Here is a 21,365-nt window from a genome sequence, read left to right on the forward strand (position 1 = left end):
AAATATTGAATCTATACTTGCGGTAGTATGACAGGATGTCCAGGCTTACAAAACCATTTCATGCTTGGTAATTTTAATTTTTTTATTTTTTAGCGTTAATTACATAGCACTTGCTGGTCTGTCAGAACCAAACAAATATCAGTAAATAAATACCAGATTCATTTGTGGAGAGCTAGGATGCTTAATCAATCAAAACAAACAAAGTTGTGCACTTATCTCGGCCTTAGTACTTTAATTTTAAGCGCAGCCCTTGTTGGATGTGGTGGTGGCAGTAGTAGCGGAGGTTCATCTAGCACTCCGACACCGACTGTGCCAACTCCTGAAGTCACGACAGATTTTACACTTAAAACCCCCGTCGAAATGCGCAATGTGCAACTCAAAGTCTATGACAACACCGACAATAGTATTTTGATTGATACCCAAGTTGCCAGTTTAACAAGTTATAATATTAAACTTTCAAGTACCAAGTTGAATCGGCTTTATCGAGTAGAAGTCACAACTCAAGCCTCATCTCAGGTATTTGATCCAATTAATTCTAAATATGAGAACATTTCTGGCGTCTATCACGCTTTTATTACTCCAAGTTCAATAAGCAATAAAACGCAGCCGATTAGCCCAAGTTCAGAAGCGATTTATCAGCGTGCCGTAATTCGTTCAGGCCAACTTCCACAAGAAACGATAGACCCGACCCGTATTGAACAATCACATGTTGATTTGGCTTCTCAAGATGTTTACACCGCTCTTATTAGTGCGTTTAAAGATGCTGCCATTCCAAGCTTAAGCCCAGCTAGCCCGCTGACTGTACTAAATTTATTACAGTATTCAACTAAACAGCCTAGTACTTATGTAGATAGCTATCTGAGTTTCGGATATTTACAATACTGGAATACGATTCATGGTAGTACCAATGCATATCAAGAACTTACAAATAGTCTTGCCACCGATTTAAAAGATGGATATTTAGACGGCAAAAAGCTTAATGGTGACAATACAACCATGACACCTATTTTTAGTCCATCGCCAGATAATATTGACCCTGTAAAAAATACGCTTTTGGACATAGCAGCCAATCAAAAAGCGACTCGCGATTATTTTGCTACCAATTTAAAAGCTGCCACATTGCAACTAGCAGATGCACAAAGTCAGTCCAGTTTAGATCAAACAGGATATGTTCTTTTGCAGAAAAAACTCTATTCTGGAGTTGTGCCTTCTGGAAATACAACTGACTTTTTCCGTATAGATGGTGCTGGTGACTACCGACGTGCCGTAGGATTTAGTGGTATTACAACAAGTTGTAATGATTCGGCTTATCCATGTAAACAAGGCTTAACTAGCATCAATATATCTGACCCTAAACTGCCTGCTACGGACTATTTAGTTGGTCACTATGAAAACAGCGCATCGGGTTGCCAACTTAATTTCCGTGCTAATGGCCAAATTGAGTTAATTCAAGGTTCACTAAGTTATCGCTCAGCCTTAAGCGCAGATAGTACAGATAATTTACTGCAAACCGACGCTGCAAGTTATAGCTACTTACTTAACTCAAGTTCGTCTGAACCCAACAATTCAACACAGCAATATAATTTTATACAGCTACATATTAAAGCGAATAAGATTATTAGTGCTCAAGCAGGCCTTGATAGCCGCAAAGCACCAGATGTCTTACAAACAACACAATTAGAATGTAGCTTTAGCTAAGCTGTCACATACCACCACGCAGGCAATGGGTTACCTTTTAATTGTCTGCGATGCTGCATATAGTTTGGGTCGAACTTTGCAACTTCGGCCCAAAAAGCAGGACTATGGTCGAAGTGTTTGGTGTGAGCTAATTCATGAATGCAAACATAACGGGTAATTTGAGCAGGCATAAGAACCAGACCTGCATGCAGCATAATATTATGTTGACTACTGCAACTTCCCCAACGAGTTTTAGGACGTCGGATAGCACACTCTGCATAACTCAACCGAGTTTTTTGGCTAAGCTCTGACAAAAATGCTGGTAACTCTTGTTTGGCATAAGCAATAACAGCGCTTTGTAAGGCTTGATAGGTTTGCTGGTCTTTAATAAATAAACGATTATTTTCCCAATCAAATTGAAAAATGCGATGTTGCTTCTGTACAACAATTTGAAAAGGCTGCTCTCTATTAAAAAAAGAAATTTCTGAAGGAATCTCAAACGATGTAGATTGAGCGTAGTGCTGTTTATTCCATGTCTCGATCAACCATTGTTCAGACTGAGCCAAAAACTGCTGAATTTGTTTCTTACTACAAAATAGCGGGACAGTGAGTCGTATAGACGCAGGCTCAACACGTAAGCGCAATTTTCTTGCCCTTACGTGACGAACAATTTTAATTTCTGGCATTTCCACAGACATTACTGTGCAGTACGCTCTTCAATACCATTATTTGTTGCAACAATTGCAATCGTTGCTGGATTTAACGCAAAAATACCGTTAGTCACAACACCCGGAATATTGTTGATTGTCTTTTCCAAATCAATTGCATTTAAGATGTTCAAATTAAATACATCTAAAATAACGTTTCCGTTATCTGTTACCACACCTTCACGATAAACCGGATCACCACCTAAGCTAACCAATTTACGAGCTACAGCAGAGCGCGCCATTGGAATTACTTCTACTGGTAATGGGAAATCACGACCAAGTTGATCAACCCATTTTGAATCATCAACGATACATACAAACTTTTTAGCAATTGAAGCTACAATTTTTTCACGAGTTAATGCTGCGCCGCCGCCTTTGATCATATGCATGTGACGATCAATCTCATCTGCACCATCAACATAAGCATCAAGGCTGCCTACATGGTTCATATCAACCACTTCGATACCTAATTTTTTAAGACGATCTGCTGTTGCTTGAGAACTTGCCACTGCTGCTTCTAATTGTAGTTCAGGCAATAAGTCAATTAGAAAATTTACAGTACTTCCAGTTCCTACCCCCAAAATGCCACCTTTGGGTAAGTGTTTTAAAGCAGCTTTCGCAGCAGCTTGTTTCTTTTCATCTTGGGTTGCATATAGGCTCATTACATCACTCAACTATTTTTTGACATTTATGCGCCAATAAACGGCGCAAATGCACAAGGGTTTGCTACAATAATTTCCTATTTTAAACTGTTATAGGGAAGATGAACATGCTGTCTCGTGTGGTACGACAAATTTTACAAGCAACGGTTTATGATGTTGCAATTGAAACACCTCTCGAAGCAGCTCCACGAATTAGTCAAAAATTAAATAATACAATTCGTTTTAAGCGTGAAGATTTACAACCGGTTTTTTCTTTTAAATTACGCGGTGCTTATAACCGTATTAGCCAATTACCGAAAGAACAACTTGAACGTGGTGTAATTTGCGCATCTGCTGGCAACCATGCACAAGGCGTAGCATTGTCTGGTCAACGTTTAGGAATTCCTGCAATTATTGTTATGCCAAGCACTACTCCTGATATTAAGGTTCAGGCAGTTAAGCGTTTAGGTGGGCAAGTTGTATTACATGGTGATAGCTTTGATATTGCAAATAAATACGCTCAGCAGCGTGCCGAAGCAGAAGGATTAGTTTTTATTCCTCCTTATGACGATGAATTGGTTATTGCTGGTCAAGGTACTATTGCAAATGAAATATTGCGTCAATGGCGCGATGTGGAATACGTGTTCGTTGCTGTAGGTGGTGGCGGTTTAATTGCGGGTGTAGCAGCTTACTTAGGTGAAGTTGCACCACATGTAAAAGTCATTGGTGTTGAATATGAAGAGTCTGCGTGTTTAAAAGCAGCGCTTGAAGCCAATGAACGTGTAATCTTGCCACATGTAGGTTTATTTGCAGATGGTACTGCTGTTGCACAAATTGGTGCTTTACCGTTTGATATTGTTCGTCTTCGTAAATCAGATAACTCTGGCCCAATTGTTGATCCTGACATTGTCACTGTTAATACAGATGAAATCTGTGCCGCAATTAAAGATACTTTTGATGAAAACCGTAGCATTGTTGAACCATCAGGTGCAATGGCCCTAGCTGGTATCAAAAAATATGTAGCGGAGCATAAAATTAGCGGTAAAAACATGGTATCGATTGTTTGCGGTGCCAACATGAACTTTGACCGCTTACGTTACATTGCAGAGCGTACTGAGCTCGGTGAACAACGTGAAGCAATTTACGCGGTGACACTTTCTGAAGAAAAAGGCGCATTCTTAGGTTTCTGCCGTGCTCTACAGGGCCGTAATATTACCGAGTTTAACTACCGTGCAAATAACACAGAAGAAGCACAAGTTTTTGTGGGTATTAGCTTAAAAGGTGGTGACGCTGAACGTCATGAAATTTTAGAACAACTTAAACAGCAAAATTATGTTGTAGATGATTTATCTGATGATGAAGTTGCTAAATTGCATATTCGTTATTTAATTGGCGGTCATGCTAATCTAGATGATGAAAGATTGTTCCGTGTTGAATTCCCTGAACGTCCAGGTGCATTACTCACATTCTTAACTCGTTTAGGTCCAACCCACAATATTACGCTGTTCCATTACCGTAACCATGGTGCTGCAGAAGGCCGTGTATTGGTTGGCTTACAAGCAACAGATGCCAAACAAAATCCAGATGGTTTAATTGAAACCCTAGAACAAATTAGCTACCCATACGCAGAAATTACTGACAATGTGGGCTATAAACGTTTCTTGAAATAATCTTTGTTTTATAAAAAAGCTGACAAATTTGTCGGCTTTTTTATTATTTGAGCCCAATATTTTCTATATTTACATTGCTTCTCTTTATCTCAAAGAAAATATCATTAAAAATAAAGCCCTAATTAAGTATAAAAGGTTATTTATGGCACAGTTCGCGGTCATCGGCTTGGGAAGTTTTGGAGCAACAGTTGCTCAAGAACTCACAAAATTAAATCATGATGTTATTGGCATTGATACAGTCAAAAAGAATGTTGAAAATCTTGCCGATGTTTTAACTCATGCTGTCATTGCTGATGCTACTGATGAATATGTACTGGATGAATTAAACATTCAAAATTGTGATGCGGTTGTTGTTGCAATTGGTGAAGATATTGAGGCTAGTATTTTATGTGTGCTGAATTTAAAAAATCTTGGTATTGATAAAATTTGGGTAAAAGCAAAGACAAAGGCTCATCACACAATTTTGTCTCACCTCAATATCAATAAAATCATTCATCCTGAAGAAGACATGGGTGTACGTGTTGCGCAAGCACTTAATTATCCAATGGTAAGTCGTTACATGTCTTTAGATGATGATCACTATATTGTGAAAATCGATATTCCCGAGAAATTAAATGGCATTAATTTGTATGGGATTATGCAACAAGCACCGCAAGTTAAAACTCTACTTGTAAAACGACAGCAGCAAATTTTATTTGAAACTGAAGAGACTTTTACCCTACAAACGCATGATATTCTTATTTTAGAAGGTCATTTACAGCAACTTAAAAAGCTCTCTAATTGTTTCCTATAAAAACGAACCCAAAAATATGTCTCTTAAGCCTAAACCACATAAAACATTAAACCTAAGCCCACCTTCTCTTTTAGCGCTGGGTTTTCTAGGCTTTATTGTCTTTGGCACATTATTACTTAAACTTCCCATTGCCAATAACGGTCATGTCAGCTGGATGGATGCATTATTTACAGCAACGTCAGCAGTTACGATTACAGGTTTATCCGTTCTAAATATTCATGAATCTTTTACACTTTTTGGGCAAGTCATTATTTTATTGTTGATTCAATCAGGTGGTTTGGGCTTCATGACTTTTGCTATTTTGGCCGCACTAAGCCTTTCGCCTAAAATTGGTCTTAAGCAGCAAATGATGGCTCAGGATAGCCTCGGTCAAACGAGCCTATCAAAAGTAACCTTCGTAGCTAAAGGAGTAGTGACTTATACTCTCCTATTTGAACTGATCGGCATAGTCATTCTCACCTGTGCATTTACACCAGCTTTTGGCTTCGCTCGTGGTTTGTATTATGCAATTTTTTATAGTATCTCTTCGTTTAATAATGCCGGTTTTTCATTATTTAATAATAGTTTAATGGGTTTTCAAAACAACTACGTGATCTGCCTTACGGTAAGTTTGCTTTATACAATAGGTGGACTTGGCTTTTTAGTTCTCATGGATATTAAACAAAATAAAAAATGGAAAAAACTTAGCCCAAATAGCAAACTGATCTTAACGACTATTGCCATTATTAATTTAGTGGCCTTTATTTTAATTTGGGCAATGGAAGCACAAAACCCTCATACGCTAGGAATGCTAAGCGTAGGTGATCAAGCTTTACATGCTTGGTTCCAAGCGACTGTTCCACGATCTTCAGGGTTTAACACCATTGACACAGGTGCAATGACTAATAGTAGTTCTTTGCTTATGATGCTACTTATGTTTATTGGCGGTGGTTCATTAAGTACTGCTGGCGGTATAAAAGTAGGTACTTTTGTCATATTGGTTTTAAGTGTCCTGTCCTTTTTAAGACGTACTGATGAAATCAGGGTTTTTAATCATTCTGTTTCTCACGAAACTACTTATAAGGCGCTAGCAGTTACTGCAATTACCAGCATTCTCATATTTATTGGGTTCTTTGTACTTTTGCTTTTAGAACCAAAAGCCGACTTTATGAACTTACTATTTGAAGTCGTTTCAGCAGCCTGTACAGTTGGGCTTTCTCGAGGTATTACGCCAGATTTACATAACGGTAGCCTGTTTATATTAAGTTTACTTATGTTTGCTGGGAGACTTGGGCCTTTAACACTGGCGTATTTAATTGCTACTCCTAAAAAGAGTCGTCTCAAGCATCCTCAAGCCAACATTCAAATTGGTTAATAAAAAAGCCGCTGTTAAAGCGGCATTTTTATGGGTTCAAACTTAGTACCAGTTCATGAGTGAAACGCCCAAACCTGCATAAGTTGCACGGTGGTTATAGTCAATTAAGCTTTCACCATATCCATTAAATAGCTGGAAGTGACCACGTAACTTACCACTAATTGGAAATGCCCAGTCAAACTGAACAGCTCCATGAGAGTCATCTCCACCTTTTAAAGAGTGACGTAACATTAGGGAGAAGTCGTTATCTTTCCACTTATAAAAAGCGGTCAAATCGCCTCGTCCAATATAATCTTCAATATCGGGGTTGTTATCATCTTTGGCAGCTTCATTAATACGTATCCAAGGACGAAGCATTACAGCAAAATTGCCACGCTCTAAGCCGACATTAAAGATAACACGGTTCCAACTACGAGATAACGGATCTGAACGACCATTCGATTGGTGATTTAAAGTGACACCAAGCAAGCGACCATCTAAACCGAGTAACTCATAGTTTGTTCTAAACATTAAGCTAGCTTCAGGCTCATAGTTTGTTTCACGGAAAGGCCGAGATTCTTTAGAGTTAAAGGTCTGCCAACGTGAAGATTGGGTATAACCTACCCACAAATCACCATTGTTACCAAAAATATTTTCCCAAGCTTTAGTTTTCAAAGAAATTTGAAATTTAGTTTCGGTAGATTTCAAATCTTGAGCTTCTTTAACTGTATTATTGGGATTTGGGCTAGTTGGAAATTCATTTTTATCGCTGGTCCAAAATACAGGTAGTAAATAGACAGGCTGATAAGCACGAATGTTCCAAACACCAAGTTTACTTTTTTCAGATAACTCCCAACGTTGATCTAATAAAGAAGTAGTAGGTTCAATTTTCGGAGCTTTCCCTATTACTTTAATATTACTAACCGTATCTACAACCTTCTCTTTAAATGTTTCAGGCTGAACAGCAGGTTTATCAATTTTTTTAACAGGCTCTGGTACTGCGGCAGCTTGAACAGCGGGTAAAGCTGAGGGCTTAAATACAGAGTCATAACAAGCTAGGCGATCAGCATTTGAAGCTAGGGCAACACATGCATCTACGGTCGCAGGTTTTACAGGGGCTAAGGTGTCAGCATATGCCACCGACGCACATAAACAGCTAAGCAGGGTCCCCATACTTAGCTGTAAAGATGTGCGTTCAAATTGTCTGAACGCCATGTTCATCTCCAATTTTTATTTTAATTAACTTGTTTAATCGTAAAGCCCAGTTGTTGCAATTCATCACGTTTTGCAAAAGGTGCAACCACAGCTTTTACAGGTGTTTGTTCAATTAAATATTGACGTGCAACACGTTGTAAATCATCTAAAGTTACATGCAATAATCTTTCACGTAAGGTACGACGGAAAGTTGGAGTTCTTGCATGTAACAGTGCATAACACGCTGTAATTGCCTCACCAGCTGGTGAACCAGGTTTATCCATACTCGCCACCAAACCAAGAATTGCTTCTTCAAGCTGATGAGGTTGTTGCTCTGTATTTAACAACCATTGCACACTCGCTTCAAAGTCTTTAAACGTGTCAGCTAAACGAGGATCACGGTAACTAAAGAAACGGAATGAACATGCATTTCCATCATAGCTAGCACCACCACCATAAGCACCACCTTTTTCACGGATAGCGCTGTGCAAGAAACCATTACGCAAGTATGCTGCTAACACCATTAAAGGTGCCGCATCCGGATGAGACACTTCAACTGCTTGATATGCCGAAGCACAGAACTGAACATTGGTTTGAATTAACCAAGCTTCATGTTCATTATCATTTTCTTGCTCGACTTGGGTTAACTCAGCCGCTGCTGTATCAACGTTTAATTTATCCCAAACGTTTTGAATTTCTTCAACTAAACGCTCTGACTGATGCTCTTCACATACAAGCAAGAACTGTTTAGGCGCTTGCAATAGTTTGGTATGGATATGCTTCAATTCAGCAATCAGGGCATCATAAGCAGCATCGTCTTGAGTAATGTTAGTAACAAGCTCGCCTAACCAGTTCAACGCACCTAAACCTGTGTTTTGATAGTCACGTTGAGCCAATGCACTCATATTACGAGAAGCGATCTGCATCGCGTAGCTATGACCAGCACCAGATAAACGAGACTGCCAGCGTGTCTTACGTTGTTGCAACAACTCAATAATTCGCTCTTTTTCATCAAAGCGGAGTTGTTCAAATGCTAATTTTAATAGATGAATTGCATCAAACTTCTGCGTTAGAGATTTAGTCGTTAATGTTAACCAAGCGCTAATTTTGTCTTTATCATCAACTTTACTGCGTAATGAAGCGCCCATTCCTAAACCACCACTTACAGCTGTTTGTAAGTTTTGTAATTCAAGATAGTCATACTCACCTGCACCAACTTCACCCATTAAGATAGAGAGCAAATTAAAGTATGGCGATTTAACAACATCATCAGGAATCTGAATGAGAACTTGTTGATAGTAAATACCATTCGTTCCTGCATGATACAAATTCAACGGCGTATCCATTCGATTACAGATAATTTCGCGCAATTGACCTTGTACAATATGCAAGTCAGCTGGAACGTCTTCTAGGCCTACTTTTGGTAATAGCTCAAGATTATCTGGCGTATCTTGACGCTCTTGTAACGCTTTGGTTTTAGCAACGATCTCTGCTTTGTCTTCTTCAGTGAGCTTTTCACCAATCGCAGCTAAACGTGCTTTTTCAGCTTCTTGCTCTTTCGCTGACTTAGTTGCATCAGGTACTAAAGTCATTTGTACGCGGTGCGGATTATCTAACAAATGTGTTTGAATTAAATTAGATAACCACATTGGGTCTTGAAGTTCTTCTTTGACCTGAGCAATAGCACTGTCAACATCCCAAATTTGAATCGGGTCGTTATGGTGAATAGCACCACTTAAACCATTTAAGATCAGGCTTAAGCCATATGGTGTGCCATCACCATTAATTTCACGTTGATGCAATTCGATTTGATGCAAAATTGCATCAACTAACGATGAGTCAATTGGTTTTGCAGCCACTTCACGTAAAACATTTAAGACACCATCTCTAAAGCTTTGTGCATGCTCTGGATTTGAACCTTGAACGCCGCAATAGAAGGTCATTTCAAAATTACTGTCGTCTACTCCCATTAAAGGACCAGTCGACTGAGCATAACCACAAGTTTCTAAATAATGACGTAGTGGTGAAGCAGAGTTTTCTAGTAAAACACCTTCGACCAAACGCATACCTAGACGCAGTTTGATATCACTCGCTTGTGGTAACAACCAAGACAACACATGGTAAGTTTTGTCTTTTAACTCATCACCATCAACAGCATAGGTTTCAGTGACTTCAACAGGAGCTGTTAAACGTTTTTCTGGTTTTGAATATAAAGTTGTACCCGCAGTAAATTTATGTAGAGCTAGTTTTTCAAATTGCTCTTGTAACTCATACGCCGTTTGGTTACCGAAAGTCATAAATACCGCATTACTTGGATGGTAATGAGTTTTATAAAATTCGACTAACTGTTCATAGGTTAAGTCAGGAATGTCTTTTGGATCACCACCTGAGTTGTAGTGATATGTAGTTTCAGGGAATAGATGATGAGCCAACTGATGATAAAGCTGGTCAGACGGCGCACTCATCGCACCTTTCATTTCATTGAACACTACGCCTTTATATACAGGCTGACCGTTTTCAAGTTCAATACGGATTCCTTCTTGAGCAAAATCAAGAGGATTCAAATTTGCCGAGAAAGCTGCATCAAGATAAACAGAGAGTAAGTTTTGGAAATCTTTCTTATTTTGAGTTGCAAATGGATAGGCTGTCCAATCTGCTGCTGTAAACGCGTTCATAAATGTATTTAATGAACGGCGAATCATTAAAAAGAATGGGTCACGAACAGGAAACTTTTCAGAACCACATAAAGCGGTATGCTCTAAAATATGTGCAGTTCCTTTAGAGTCCATTGGTTGTGTTCTGAACGCAACAAGAAATACATTTTCATCATAATCAGTTGCCAAGTGATAATGCACCGCACCTGTGACTTTATGCTTATATTCAGACACTAAAATATCTAATGCTTCAACATGGTGCTGACGTAGCAACTGAAACGCAGGGTGAACAGTTTGAGAAATGGTTTCAGTGACATCTACAGTCATGTGATCTCCTAACATATCGGATAAGTGAATAAGTCTCATTATAGCCTGAGTCGGCTTGAGATTGGCGAACAAAAGCCAAGTAAAATACTATGTTTTTGTTGAGTATTAGTTTTCATGGGCATAGCTTTGATATCAAGCACATAGCCAGCTTAGTTGTATCCTACCAGAACAAAACCTTTTAATACTATCTATATGCTACACGACAAATAAAAAAGCTCACCAAAATGATGAGCTTTTTAGACTTTTTCAATTAAAAACGATAGCGAAGTGCAACTTGAGCATTTAAAGGATCGCCCATCATATTTGAATCATTTGCTCCACTATGGCCTGAAACAAAATAATCGCGATCAAACAAGTTATTTAGATTTAAGTTCACATCATAACGTTCACTTTGATAACCTAAAGCTGCATTTACAACCGCATACCCTGGTAAAACGTTTTTGTTATCTGGCGCACTAAAGCGTGATGATTCACCACGACCACCTACAGCTGCATACCAATGATCATTAATTTGATATTTTAACCACAGGTTAGCTGTGTTGTTTGGCGTAAGCGCTGAGTGATTACCCGTAAATCCAACAGTCGACTTTTCAATCTTACCATCCATATAAGAATAGCCAGCTAGCACTGACAACTGATCAGTCAACTGACCTGTTAATGAAAGTTCAATACCTTTTGTTTTTTGCTCGCCTGCCAATAGTGCTTGATTTGGATTAGCTGGATCTTGGTTTTGAATATTGGTTTGGCTCATTTCAAATAAAGCCAATGTCACATTCAATTGATCATTCACATCCCACTTTGCACCCACCTCATAATTTTCAGTTTTTGTTGGTTTTAAATCATCACTGTTTTGATAAAAAACAAATGAATCAGCCAAAGGCTGGAAAGAACGATTATAAGAAGTATAAAGTGAAAGATTATTTACTGGCTGATAGACCACCCCAATTCGTGGAGAATAAGTATTGTCAGTACGGTTTAAGTCTAAATTCGTACTCGTTTTATCATCACGATCTTGAGATAGATTGTCATAACGTAAACCAACTAAAACTTTAAGCTGATCTGTTACTGTCATTAAATCTTGCAGATACACACCATAGTTTTCAAAGGTATTACTATTGTTATTGCGTGCAACTGTTGTTCCGGTATTAATAGGTGCCCAGTAGTCTAATTTAGGATTATATAAATCAGTGGTTGTCTTAGCACCTTGCCAAAGTATCTCATCTTTATGCTGTTTGCTATATTCAGCACCAATTAAGGTATTGTGCTTTAAGAAACCTGTATTAAATAAACCACTTAATTCTTGCTGAACATATATACCATCTTCATTACGCAGGCGTTTATTTTGAGTCAAAGTAATTTTTGTCTTATCAGCAGGATGTGTATCAACACTATATTGACGATCTAATGAGTAGTTATAGTGGCGAACTGCACCATGATATTTGAGTTGATCATTAAACTCATGATCTAAGCTGATAGTCTGGCTTGAGATTTCAGTATCGACATCCCCAACTTCTTTACCGTTTAATGCACCATAAAAAGTTTTAGGATTTGTCTTAACTGGTTTACCTGTAATTGGATCTGTCGGGAAACCTTGATCAGCTAGACGATCATCGTGCAAGTAGTCGGCCTGAAGTAAAAGTTTGGTTTTATCAGTAATATCCCACTGTACAGATGGAGCCACCGCCTGTCGTTTTAAAAATGCCTGATCGCGATAACCATCTGAGTCTTCAACTGCACCAGTTAAACGAACTTTAACATTCTCGGCTACTTTTTCATTTACATCGACTTCTGCACGACGTTGCCCTGTAGTACTGCCAATCAGGCTCACCTCACGCAAGGATTGATCCATTGGTTTTTTATTAATCTTGTTAACTAAACCACCCGCCGAACCGCGTCCATATAATACAGAAGCAGGTCCTTTTAGTACCTCAACTCGTTCAACATTCGACATATCACGAAAATACAAAGCATCATCGCGAATACCATCTACATAATTATCTGTGATTGCAGAGAAACCGCGAATCATGACCTGATCACGTTGCCCATCCCCCACACTAAAGCTCAAACCAGCAACGTTTTGCAAAGCACCTTGCATAGAAGTCACTGTCTGCTCTCTTAGAATTTGTTTCGGTACAACATTTACAATTTGAGGAACATCTTTTAATTGCATAAGTCCTTTAGTGGCACTTGATGCTTGTCCTACCTCTTGTTTTAAACTGTTTTCCTTCTCAGCTTTTACTGAAATCGTTGGAAGGTTGGTTACAGCCTGTGAGTCTGTCTCTGCGGCATATACATGGCCTGTTATAACCCCAACTGATGAAATAAATAAAATAGAACGTTTCATGTAAGTTCGCTATGAATAATTTCAGGCGAAGTTTCAATGAAATACTATACATTTGTAAATATTATCAAGAATCATTATTAATTGATAATATTTATTAAAAAGAATATTTCGATTGCTTAGGCAAACAATAAAACTCTACTAACTGCTGAATTACCTGAATTTTATTCAATAAACTACAGCAAATGTGAGCAATGGTGTAAAATTATCAGTCTGATTTTTTTATTCTGTGACAACACATATGGCAACTGTAAATCTTTTTGCAATTGGTAATGCATTAATCGACCAAGAATTTAAAGTGTCTGATGATTTTCTTAGTCAGCAAGGCTTACAAAAAGGCACCATGCAGTTGTCTGACGGTGAAACACAATCTGCCCTTTATGAAAAATTAAAGCAAACTCAAGACTACAAAGGCCAAGCAAGTGGTGGTTCTGCTGCAAATACAACTGTAGCTTTTAGTGCATTAGGTGGAACTGCTTTTTATGGTTGCCGCGTTGGCAACGATGATTTGGGTTCAATTTATCTGCAAGGTCTAAATGATGCAGGCATTCAGACTACGCCAAAGTCAATCAGTGAAGGTGTAACAGGCACCTGTATGGTACTTATTAGTCCAGATTCTGAGCGTACCATGCATACCTATTTAGGTATTACAGCTGAACTCTCTCAAGACCAAATCGATTTTGAGCCATTAAAAACAGCAAAATGGCTTTATATTGAAGGCTACCTTTCTACGAGTGAAACGGCACGTAAAGCGGTAAAACAAGCTCGAGAAATAGCTAAAGCTCACGGCGTTAAAATTGCGTTATCTTTATCAGACCCTGCAATGGTTCAATACGCACGTGAAGGCTTAGAAGAGCTTATGGATGATGGTGTAGATTTATTGTTCTGTAATGAACAAGAAGCTTTAATGTATACCAATACTTCTACTATTGAGGATGCACTCACTCAGTTGCGTTTTAAAAACCATACTGTTGTGATTACACAAAGTGCCAAAGGTGCTTTAGTTGCAAATTCAACCCAACATTTTCATGTGCCTGGCCGTCACGTAGAAGCTGTAGATACGAATGGCGCTGGTGATGCTTTTGCTGGTGCCTTCCTCTATGCATTAAATCATCATGAAGATTTAACTGCTGCGGCGCAGTTAGCCATCTTAATTTCTAGTGAAGTTGTGTCTCAATTTGGTCCTCGTTTAGCCATTAATGACTATGCTAAACTTCTCGAAAATTTTCAGAAGGAATGTGCTTGAAATGGAAAGGATCTGTATGACGGAAGAAGTTCCTGAGCGTGAAGCTAGAGCTTTTGACACTTTACAAGGAACGACTATTTTCATTACACAGCGTGATGGCTCATTCTATGCCTATCAGAATTTATGCCCGCATTTGCAAACCGAACTTGAGTATTTAGAAAATCAATTTCTAGACCAAGACAAAGAATATATTCAATGCTCTACTCACGGTGCTTTATTTAACGTGGAAACTGGCGAATGTATTTCAGGTCCTTGTTTAGGTGATTTTTTAAATAAAGTTGAGATTAAAGTACATTCAGATGGCGGTATTTATATCGTAGACTGAGATCATCAACATTAGAGTTTCTACCATGGCTGATTTCTTTTTTAATTATTATCTTATGCCATTTCATTTAAGTGTTGTGGCTTTGATATTGCTCAGTGTGGTAGAAACTATTGGTATGTATATCGGGTTACGGCCAAGCCAACTCCTAAAAAAAATTGCACCAGACTGGCTTACTAACTCACCTATACTTAATGTTAAGTTTTCTAAAGCTCTAATTTTTGTTTTTTTACTCATTAATTTCAGTTTTGCTGGTTACTTCTTACAGCTGTCTTTCTTTGCTATACAGCATTACTTTATCACCCCGTTTTACTTAATCATCCCTGCACTGGTCATTGCAATCTTTTTTACCGTATTTATGATTCATTGTCTTGATCAAGTGATTAAACCAAAGCATACACATACCAATTACAATCTTTTAGGGCGACTAGCAACTATCTCTAGTGGTAGTGCCAGACCCGGTTTTTCAGCTCAAGCACGTGTACGTGATGAGTTCGGCCAACTACACTACGTGCAAGTTGAACCAGAATATGGCGAGCTAGAATTATATTCACAAGTCATTCTTATTAAAGTGCATAAAAGCCATTATGTTGCAAAAAAAATCTCCTTATCAAACGATCTTTTTGCACCCGATTAATTTTCCATAATTTTTGTCTTTTATCAATTTAATAACTTTATTATTCCCTTCTATCTTTTTATTTTTTAATTAAAATTAATCCAACTATTTTAGTTAGAAATAAGAATAACGTTATTATATCCAACTATTTTAATCAGAATTAAATTTAACCATACCATTTTAATCAACTTAAAATATTTATTTACAAGTGTTTTAGTTGGATTTAATAATTAATCCAAACTATTTTAGTAAGATATTTTATTTAAAATTATTTAAATACATAAGGTACTGTTTTATATAAAAAAGATAATTAAGTTTTTATTTAAAATATATTTATTGTTTATTTTTAATATATTTTGATTAATAATGAAATTAATATGTATCGAGGTTTATTTTATGAGCCTTAAAAATCTAGATATTAATGCCAAATTAGTTAGAGAAATTACGATTATTCTAATAATTAAAGTCGTGCTTCTCTTAACAATCAAACATATTTGGTTTGACGCTCCCACTATCCCCAAAAATTTCGACAATCAAGTCGCTGAGCATATTGCAGGCGATAACACTTCCCACATTAAGGAGACACGTTGATGATTTCTGAAAGCGTGGTTGATCTTTCGCGGTTCCAATTTGCCATGACCGCAATGTATCACTTTCTTTTCGTACCTTTGACCCTAGGCCTTGCATTTATTCTGGCTATTATGGAAACAACTTATGTGATATCTGGTAAAGAAATTTACAAAGATATGACTAAGTTTTGGGGAAAATTATTTGGTATTAACTTTGCCTTAGGTGTAACTACAGGCTTAACCATGGAGTTCCAATTCGGGACAAACTGGGCATATTACTCACATTATGTAGGTGATATTTTCGGTGCACCATTAGCAATTGAAGGCTTAATGGCATTCTTCCTTGAGTCAACATTTATTGGTTTATTCTTTTTCGGATGGGACCGCTTAAGTAAAGTTCAACATCTAGGAGTAACTTGGTTAGTTGCTTTAGGTTCTAACATGTCAGCGCTCTGGATTTTAGTTGCGAATGGCTGGATGCAAAATCCAGTAGGTGCAGCATTTAACTTCGAAACCATGCGTATGGAGCTTGTCGATTTCGGTGCACTTATTTTCAACCCAGTTGCACAGGTTAAATTTGTACATACTGTTTCTGCCGGATATGTAACAGGTGCGATTTTCGTACTTGCCATTTCAAGCTACTATCTACTCAAAAAACGTGACCTTCCTTTTGCCCGCCGTTCATTTGCAATTGCTGCCATTTTTGGTCTTGCCTCTACACTTTCAGTGATTTTGCTTGGTGATGAATCTGGTTATGAGTTAGGAGATGTGCAAAAAACTAAACTCGCTGCAATTGAAGCAGAATGGGATACTCACCCTGCTCCTGCTCCATTTACGTTATTTGGTATACCCAACCATGAAGAAATGCGAACAGACTATGCAGTTAAAATTCCATATGCATTAGGTTTAATTGCAACTCGTTCAACAACTAAAGAAGTCACTGGTTTAAAAGACTTAATGCAACAGCATGAAGTGCGTATTCGTAACGGTATGCTTGCTTATGCTGAACTTGAAAAACTACGTGCTGGTGATCGCTCACCTGAGTTGTTAGCTTCATTTGAAAAAAATCAAAAAGATTTAGGTTATGGCCTACTTCTTAAAAAATATGCACCAAATGTTGTAGATGCAAGCGAACAAAACATTCAAGCAGCTGTGAAAGACACTGTTCCAAATGTTACAGCATTATTCTTCTCGTTCCGTGCAATGGTTGCATCTGGCTTCTTAATGTTGCTTCTTTTCATTTTAGCGACTTGGGCTGTTGCGAAAAGAAATGCTGAGAATAAACCTTGGCTACTTAAATATGCATTATTTGCCTTACCACTTCCATGGATTGCTGCACAAACTGGTTGGTATGTAGCTGAGGGCGGCCGTCAGCCGTGGTCTATTGGTGAGATTTTACCAACACACTTATCAGCTTCAAGTTTAAGTACAGGCGATGTGTGGGGTTCCATCCTCGCGTTAGCAGCGTTTTATACCGTCCTTTTAATTATTGAAATGTACTTAATGATTAAATTTGCTCGCTTAGGACCAAGCTCACTTCACACTGGTAAATACCATTTTGAAAAACAAGAGCCAAAAGCAGCTGTTAATGGGGAGGCTTTATCATGATTGAATATGAACTCCTGAAAATCATATGGTGGGTGTTAGTTGGGGTGTTGCTTATTGGGTTTGCTTTAACCGATGGCTTCGATATGGGCTCAATGGCACTCATGCCTTTTGTTGGCAAGACTGATAACGAACGACGTGCTGCTATTAATACCATAGCACCACACTGGGATGGTAATCAGGTCTGGTTTATTACAGCAGGTGGCGCCTTATTTGCTGCGTGGCCAATGGTTTACGCGGTTGCATTCTCCGGAATGTATTGGGCCTTATTACTTGTGCTATTTGCCCTGTTCTTACGCCCTGTAGGTTTTGACTATCGTTCTAAACTCGAAAATAAAAAATGGCGCAACTCTTGGGACTGGGGCCTTTGTATTGGTGGTGCGGTGCCTGCTCTAGTTTTCGGTGTAGCATTCGGTAATTTATTCTTAGGTATTCCTTTTAGTTTAGATAGCACATTGCGCTCTGAATATTCGGGTAGCTTCTTTGCTCTTCTTAACCCGTTTGCTTTAGTTTGCGGCGTTGTCAGTTTATCTATGTTGTGTGCGCACGGCGGTGCTTGGCTTATGCTTCGCACAGATGGCGCTTTAAAACAGCGTTCTGCTAAGGCCACTCAAATTATGGCAGCAGTATTCTTGGTTTGCTTTCTTGTTATTGGAGCTTGGTTATACTTCGGTCAAGTTCCTGGTTATAGCTATGCTGCTGCAATTGATACAAATGCTGCACTTAACCCTTTAGCTAAACAGGTAGTCACAAATAACAACCCAGGTTGGATGAACAATTACACTAATTATCCAATTACCAAGATCGCTCCAGTTCTCGCGATTTTAGGGGCAATTATTGCATTCTTTACAGCATCAAAAGCAAAAGCAGGCTTAAGCTTTGCTGGCACAAGCTTAATGATTGTAGGTGCGATCTTAACTGCTGGTTTTGCACTCTTCCCATTTTTATTACCATCAAGTGTCAATCCAAACTCTAGCTTAACAATGTGGGATGCGGTATCAAGCCATCGTACTTTAGGGGTTATGACTGTTGCTGCATGCATATTTGTTCCGATCATTTTGCTCTACACCAGTTGGTCGTATTACAAAATGTGGGGCGTGATTACCAACAAACATATCGAGTCAAACTCGCACAGCTTGTACTAATAAGGAGAAGCATATGTGGTATTTCGCATGGATTCTTGGAATTTTGATGGCATGTTTTGCGGGTGTACTCAGTGCGCTTTATATCGAACATCATCAAAATTTAGATGAGGAATAAATCATGGCAAACGCAATGACAGCACCAAATCAACGAAAAGCTCAAGCATTCGCAATGGCCATTTCATTTCTGTTGGCATTGCCGCTTGCTGTAATTTTACTGGTGCATCCTTCCCTCATGTTAGATGCAAACGGACACTACAATCATAGCCAGCTTATGCTGGTGATGGTGGGTATTTCTGGAGGCTTCATTTACGGGGTTGGTTTTGTACCACACTTCTGGTTATGGAAATGGTTATTTAGCCCATGGGTAGCTTGGCCTCTCATGCTTTTAGGCTATTACATCTGGTTTTTAACCTAAAAAAAGGACCTCATTTGAGGTCCTTTTTCATTTCAATTAGTTTAATTGGTATAAGTGGTATTCCAACGTCTGCTTCAGTCGGATATGGTTCTACATGACCTGTTTTTGCATAACCACGTCTCTCATAATAAGCAATTAGCTCCGAACGTACATTTAAAACATACATGAGTGCACTGTCCAATTCTGGTGTTTTTTGCAAAGCGAACTGTTCAGCATACTCCAAAACCGAACGACCTACTTTCATATTCTGTATTTGAGGATCTGTACAGAATGTTCCTATCTCAACAGTATTGTTCTGAAATGTAAGACCAATACATGCAACAATTTGTGAAGAATCTATTTCTGCAACTAATAATACCGAGTTAGGTAATTCTAATTGCTGTGTCAATTGTTCTTGACTAATACGTTGGCCTTTCACGAATTCAACTTCAGTTGTCCAGCTTCTACCTTGTTGTGTTCTATAAGAATGATTAATCAAGTCTAAAAGTGATGGAATGTCACTTAGTTCAGCTAAACGGAAATTTAAATTCATCATAAATATGCTTAGGCTATTTTAAATATTTAAAGAATAAAGCCGATATTAAATCGGCTTTATCTTGAATAGCAATTGCTTAATTTGATTGTTCAGCTAACCAAGCCATAAATTTTTGACGCTCAGCCTTAGAAGATTTTTGCCAAAGCTCGACTAGACGCTGATCATTTGTTTGTGCAACACCTGCCGAAGGTATTGTTGCGGCAATAGATGTTGTAACTTGAGAAGTAGATGGCTTGGCAGCAGCATAAACAGGTTCAGGCTGTGGTTTAGAAGGCTTTGTCGTAAAGTCAGCCACCTTACCCAACAAACCCGTTGCAAACCAAGGTTTTGCTTCGTTGTTTGCACCAGTTTGCTGAACAACCAGTTCGTTATTTGAGTTATATAAAGCGACTGTTGGTTGCTCAGCATATTTCTTTGCTTGCTCATATTTTTTTGGTACACCCACCATAGCAAGCTTATAAGTTTGACCATCTTTTAAAGTTGGAGTTTGAATTGTAACAACACCAGACTTAACAATATCGTGTTCACCATTTAGATGTTCAAAGTATTCTTGATAACGCACACTTAGGTTTGTTTCACCCGCATCAACTTTGTAGTTATTTTTAGAGGAACGGAATAATCCTGAATTGACTTCTTGACCGTTCACCGCAAGGATTACAATTTCCTCAGGTGCCGTAATTGTAACTGCTGAAAATACCGAACCGCTTAGTAATAAACCAATTGCAGCAACACTTAATCTTAAAGTCATCTGTTCACGTCTCTATAATATTTAATAGTTTGTAAAAACATGAGCAATATGCAATATGATTATGACGATTTTATGACACTATCTGTTTTAGCATAGCTACACTTAAAACTTTTAAAATATACTATTGAATTATAATAAATAACTATTTTTCATGTTAATTTTGAACACAAAAAAAGAGTACCATTGAGGTACTCTTTTGATTAACTAAAATTAGTTAAATGTTTTGAAACGATCTTCATCGTTAATAAATGCTTTCTCACCAGCTGGTGCTTCAACAGAACCAAATACTAATTGAGCACGTAATTTCCAAGTTGATGGGATATCAAATGCTTCAGCAGCGTCAGCATCAACAATTGGGTTATAGTGTTGTAAAGAAGCACCTAAACCAAGTTCTGAAAGCGCAGTCCAAGTTGCAAATTGTGCAATTGCGGTTGAATGTTCAGACCAAACTGGAAAGTTGTCTGCATATAGTTCAAATTGCTCTTGCAAGTTTTTAATAACAGCTTGATCTTCGTAAAATAGTACTGTACCAACACCGGCAACGAAACTATCAATTTTTGCATTAGTACCAGCAAAAGCATCTGCAGGAACAATTTTACGTAATGCCTCACGAACCAAATTCCAAAATTTAGTATGTGATTCACCATATAGAGTAACTACACGTGAAGATTGCGAATTAAACGATGAAGGACTATGTTTAACGGCTTCACGAATTGTTTCTTCAATTTTTGTGCGATCTAATGCAACATTTTTACCAATTGCATAAATAGTACGACGGTTTTTAATTTTATCTAAGAAAGTAGACATTTTTATTTCCTACCTATTTG

20 protein-coding genes are annotated in these 21,365 nt (G+C 38.1%); 12 read left to right on the forward strand and 8 right to left on the reverse strand.

Annotation, left to right across the window (positions count from 1 at the left end):
* The first annotated feature begins 177 nt into the window (after window positions 1–177).
* A complete protein-coding gene (locus ABLC00_RS10150) occupies window positions 178–1,698 on the forward strand; it encodes a hypothetical protein (RefSeq protein WP_006580887.1) in 1,521 nt (506 codons plus the stop codon).
* Here the strand turns inward: ABLC00_RS10150 and ABLC00_RS10155 are convergent.
* Window positions 1,695–2,375: a SprT family zinc-dependent metalloprotease gene (locus ABLC00_RS10155; protein ID WP_004886949.1), complete on the reverse strand. Its 681-nt coding sequence runs from the start codon at window positions 2,373–2,375 to the stop codon at window positions 1,695–1,697. The genes ABLC00_RS10150 and ABLC00_RS10155 overlap by 4 nt on opposite strands.
* Window positions 2,375–3,046 (reverse strand): ribose-5-phosphate isomerase RpiA, encoded by a 672-nt coding sequence (gene rpiA / locus ABLC00_RS10160; protein ID WP_000061060.1) that lies wholly within the window; start codon window positions 3,044–3,046, stop codon window positions 2,375–2,377. The genes ABLC00_RS10155 and rpiA overlap by 1 nt, the downstream gene beginning before the upstream one ends.
* A 101-nt stretch (window positions 3,047–3,147) precedes the next feature.
* Here rpiA and ilvA point away from each other — a divergent pair, with 101 nt between their 5' ends.
* The 3 genes from ilvA (at window position 3,148) to ABLC00_RS10175 (ending at window position 6,842) form a co-directional block, all read left to right on the forward strand.
* Window positions 3,148–4,695: a threonine ammonia-lyase, biosynthetic gene (gene ilvA, locus ABLC00_RS10165; RefSeq protein ID WP_170318178.1), complete on the forward strand. Its 1,548-nt coding sequence runs from the start codon at window positions 3,148–3,150 to the stop codon at window positions 4,693–4,695.
* Between the two features lie 142 nt (window positions 4,696–4,837).
* Window positions 4,838–5,488: a TrkA family potassium uptake protein gene (locus tag ABLC00_RS10170; RefSeq protein ID WP_004886946.1), complete on the forward strand. Its 651-nt coding sequence runs from the start codon at window positions 4,838–4,840 to the stop codon at window positions 5,486–5,488.
* Window positions 5,489–5,504: 16 nt separating this feature from the next.
* On the forward strand, window positions 5,505–6,842 hold the full coding sequence (locus ABLC00_RS10175; RefSeq protein ID WP_004886944.1) for a TrkH family potassium uptake protein: 1,338 nt from the start codon (window positions 5,505–5,507) through the stop codon (window positions 6,840–6,842).
* A 42-nt stretch (window positions 6,843–6,884) separates the two neighbouring features.
* Here ABLC00_RS10175 and ABLC00_RS10180 read toward each other — a convergent pair whose 3' ends face one another.
* The 3 genes from ABLC00_RS10180 to ABLC00_RS10190 form a co-directional block, all read right to left on the reverse strand.
* Complete coding sequence (locus ABLC00_RS10180) at window positions 6,885–8,036, reverse strand: phospholipase A (protein ID WP_002050661.1); 1,152 nt, start codon at window positions 8,034–8,036, stop codon at window positions 6,885–6,887.
* 20 nt (window positions 8,037–8,056) lie between these two features.
* Window positions 8,057–10,996 (reverse strand): insulinase family protein, encoded by a 2,940-nt coding sequence (locus ABLC00_RS10185; RefSeq protein ID WP_004708492.1) that lies wholly within the window; start codon window positions 10,994–10,996, stop codon window positions 8,057–8,059.
* Between the two features lie 250 nt (window positions 10,997–11,246).
* Window positions 11,247–13,340, reverse strand: coding sequence for a TonB-dependent siderophore receptor (locus ABLC00_RS10190; RefSeq protein ID WP_004886942.1), 2,094 nt, complete (start codon window positions 13,338–13,340; stop codon window positions 11,247–11,249).
* A gap of 238 nt (window positions 13,341–13,578) precedes the next feature.
* Between ABLC00_RS10190 and ABLC00_RS10195 the strand changes: the two genes are divergently transcribed.
* The 8 genes from ABLC00_RS10195 (at window position 13,579) to ABLC00_RS10230 (ending at window position 19,255) form a co-directional block, all read left to right on the forward strand.
* Window positions 13,579–14,583 (forward strand): adenosine kinase, encoded by a 1,005-nt coding sequence (locus ABLC00_RS10195; protein WP_033846540.1) that lies wholly within the window; start codon window positions 13,579–13,581, stop codon window positions 14,581–14,583.
* A 16-nt stretch (window positions 14,584–14,599) separates the two neighbouring features.
* Window positions 14,600–14,908, forward strand: coding sequence for a Rieske (2Fe-2S) protein (locus tag ABLC00_RS10200; RefSeq protein ID WP_002050689.1), 309 nt, complete (start codon window positions 14,600–14,602; stop codon window positions 14,906–14,908).
* Between the two features lie 25 nt (window positions 14,909–14,933).
* Entirely contained in the window at window positions 14,934–15,542 is a 609-nt protein-coding gene (locus ABLC00_RS10205; protein WP_002050666.1) for an OB-fold-containig protein, read from the forward strand.
* 375 nt (window positions 15,543–15,917) lie between these two features.
* Window positions 15,918–16,112 (forward strand): cytochrome oxidase putative small subunit CydP, encoded by a 195-nt coding sequence (gene cydP / locus ABLC00_RS10210; RefSeq protein WP_004701293.1) that lies wholly within the window; start codon window positions 15,918–15,920, stop codon window positions 16,110–16,112.
* Window positions 16,112–17,698 (forward strand): cytochrome ubiquinol oxidase subunit I, encoded by a 1,587-nt coding sequence (locus tag ABLC00_RS10215; protein WP_033846539.1) that lies wholly within the window; start codon window positions 16,112–16,114, stop codon window positions 17,696–17,698. Before cydP ends, ABLC00_RS10215 begins: the two co-directional genes overlap by 1 nt.
* Window positions 17,695–18,840 (forward strand): cytochrome d ubiquinol oxidase subunit II, encoded by a 1,146-nt coding sequence (gene cydB / locus ABLC00_RS10220; RefSeq protein ID WP_002050611.1) that lies wholly within the window; start codon window positions 17,695–17,697, stop codon window positions 18,838–18,840. The genes ABLC00_RS10215 and cydB overlap by 4 nt, the downstream gene beginning before the upstream one ends.
* 13 nt (window positions 18,841–18,853) lie before the next feature.
* Complete coding sequence (gene cydX, locus ABLC00_RS10225) at window positions 18,854–18,955, forward strand: cytochrome bd-I oxidase subunit CydX (RefSeq protein ID WP_000270276.1); 102 nt, start codon at window positions 18,854–18,856, stop codon at window positions 18,953–18,955.
* Complete coding sequence (locus ABLC00_RS10230; RefSeq protein WP_079377014.1) at window positions 18,956–19,255, forward strand: cyd operon YbgE family protein; 300 nt, start codon at window positions 18,956–18,958, stop codon at window positions 19,253–19,255.
* Between the two features lie 10 nt (window positions 19,256–19,265).
* Here the strand turns inward: ABLC00_RS10230 and ABLC00_RS10235 are convergent, their stop codons facing one another.
* The 3 genes from ABLC00_RS10235 to ABLC00_RS10245 form a co-directional block, all read right to left on the reverse strand.
* Window positions 19,266–19,790 carry a GNAT family N-acetyltransferase gene (locus ABLC00_RS10235; protein ID WP_033846538.1) on the reverse strand — a complete coding sequence of 175 codons (525 nt, stop codon included), beginning with the start codon at window positions 19,788–19,790 and terminating at the stop codon, window positions 19,266–19,268.
* A gap of 76 nt (window positions 19,791–19,866) precedes the next feature.
* Window positions 19,867–20,538 carry a DUF2057 family protein gene (locus ABLC00_RS10240; protein ID WP_017394078.1) on the reverse strand — a complete coding sequence of 224 codons (672 nt, stop codon included), beginning with the start codon at window positions 20,536–20,538 and terminating at the stop codon, window positions 19,867–19,869.
* 210 nt (window positions 20,539–20,748) lie between these two features.
* Window positions 20,749–21,345, reverse strand: coding sequence for a nitroreductase family protein (locus ABLC00_RS10245; RefSeq protein WP_002050635.1), 597 nt, complete (start codon window positions 21,343–21,345; stop codon window positions 20,749–20,751).
* Window positions 21,346–21,365: the final 20 nt, after the last annotated feature.

Source organism: Acinetobacter nosocomialis (assembly GCF_041021905.1).
In the GTDB taxonomy this organism is placed as follows: domain Bacteria; phylum Pseudomonadota; class Gammaproteobacteria; order Pseudomonadales; family Moraxellaceae; genus Acinetobacter; species Acinetobacter nosocomialis.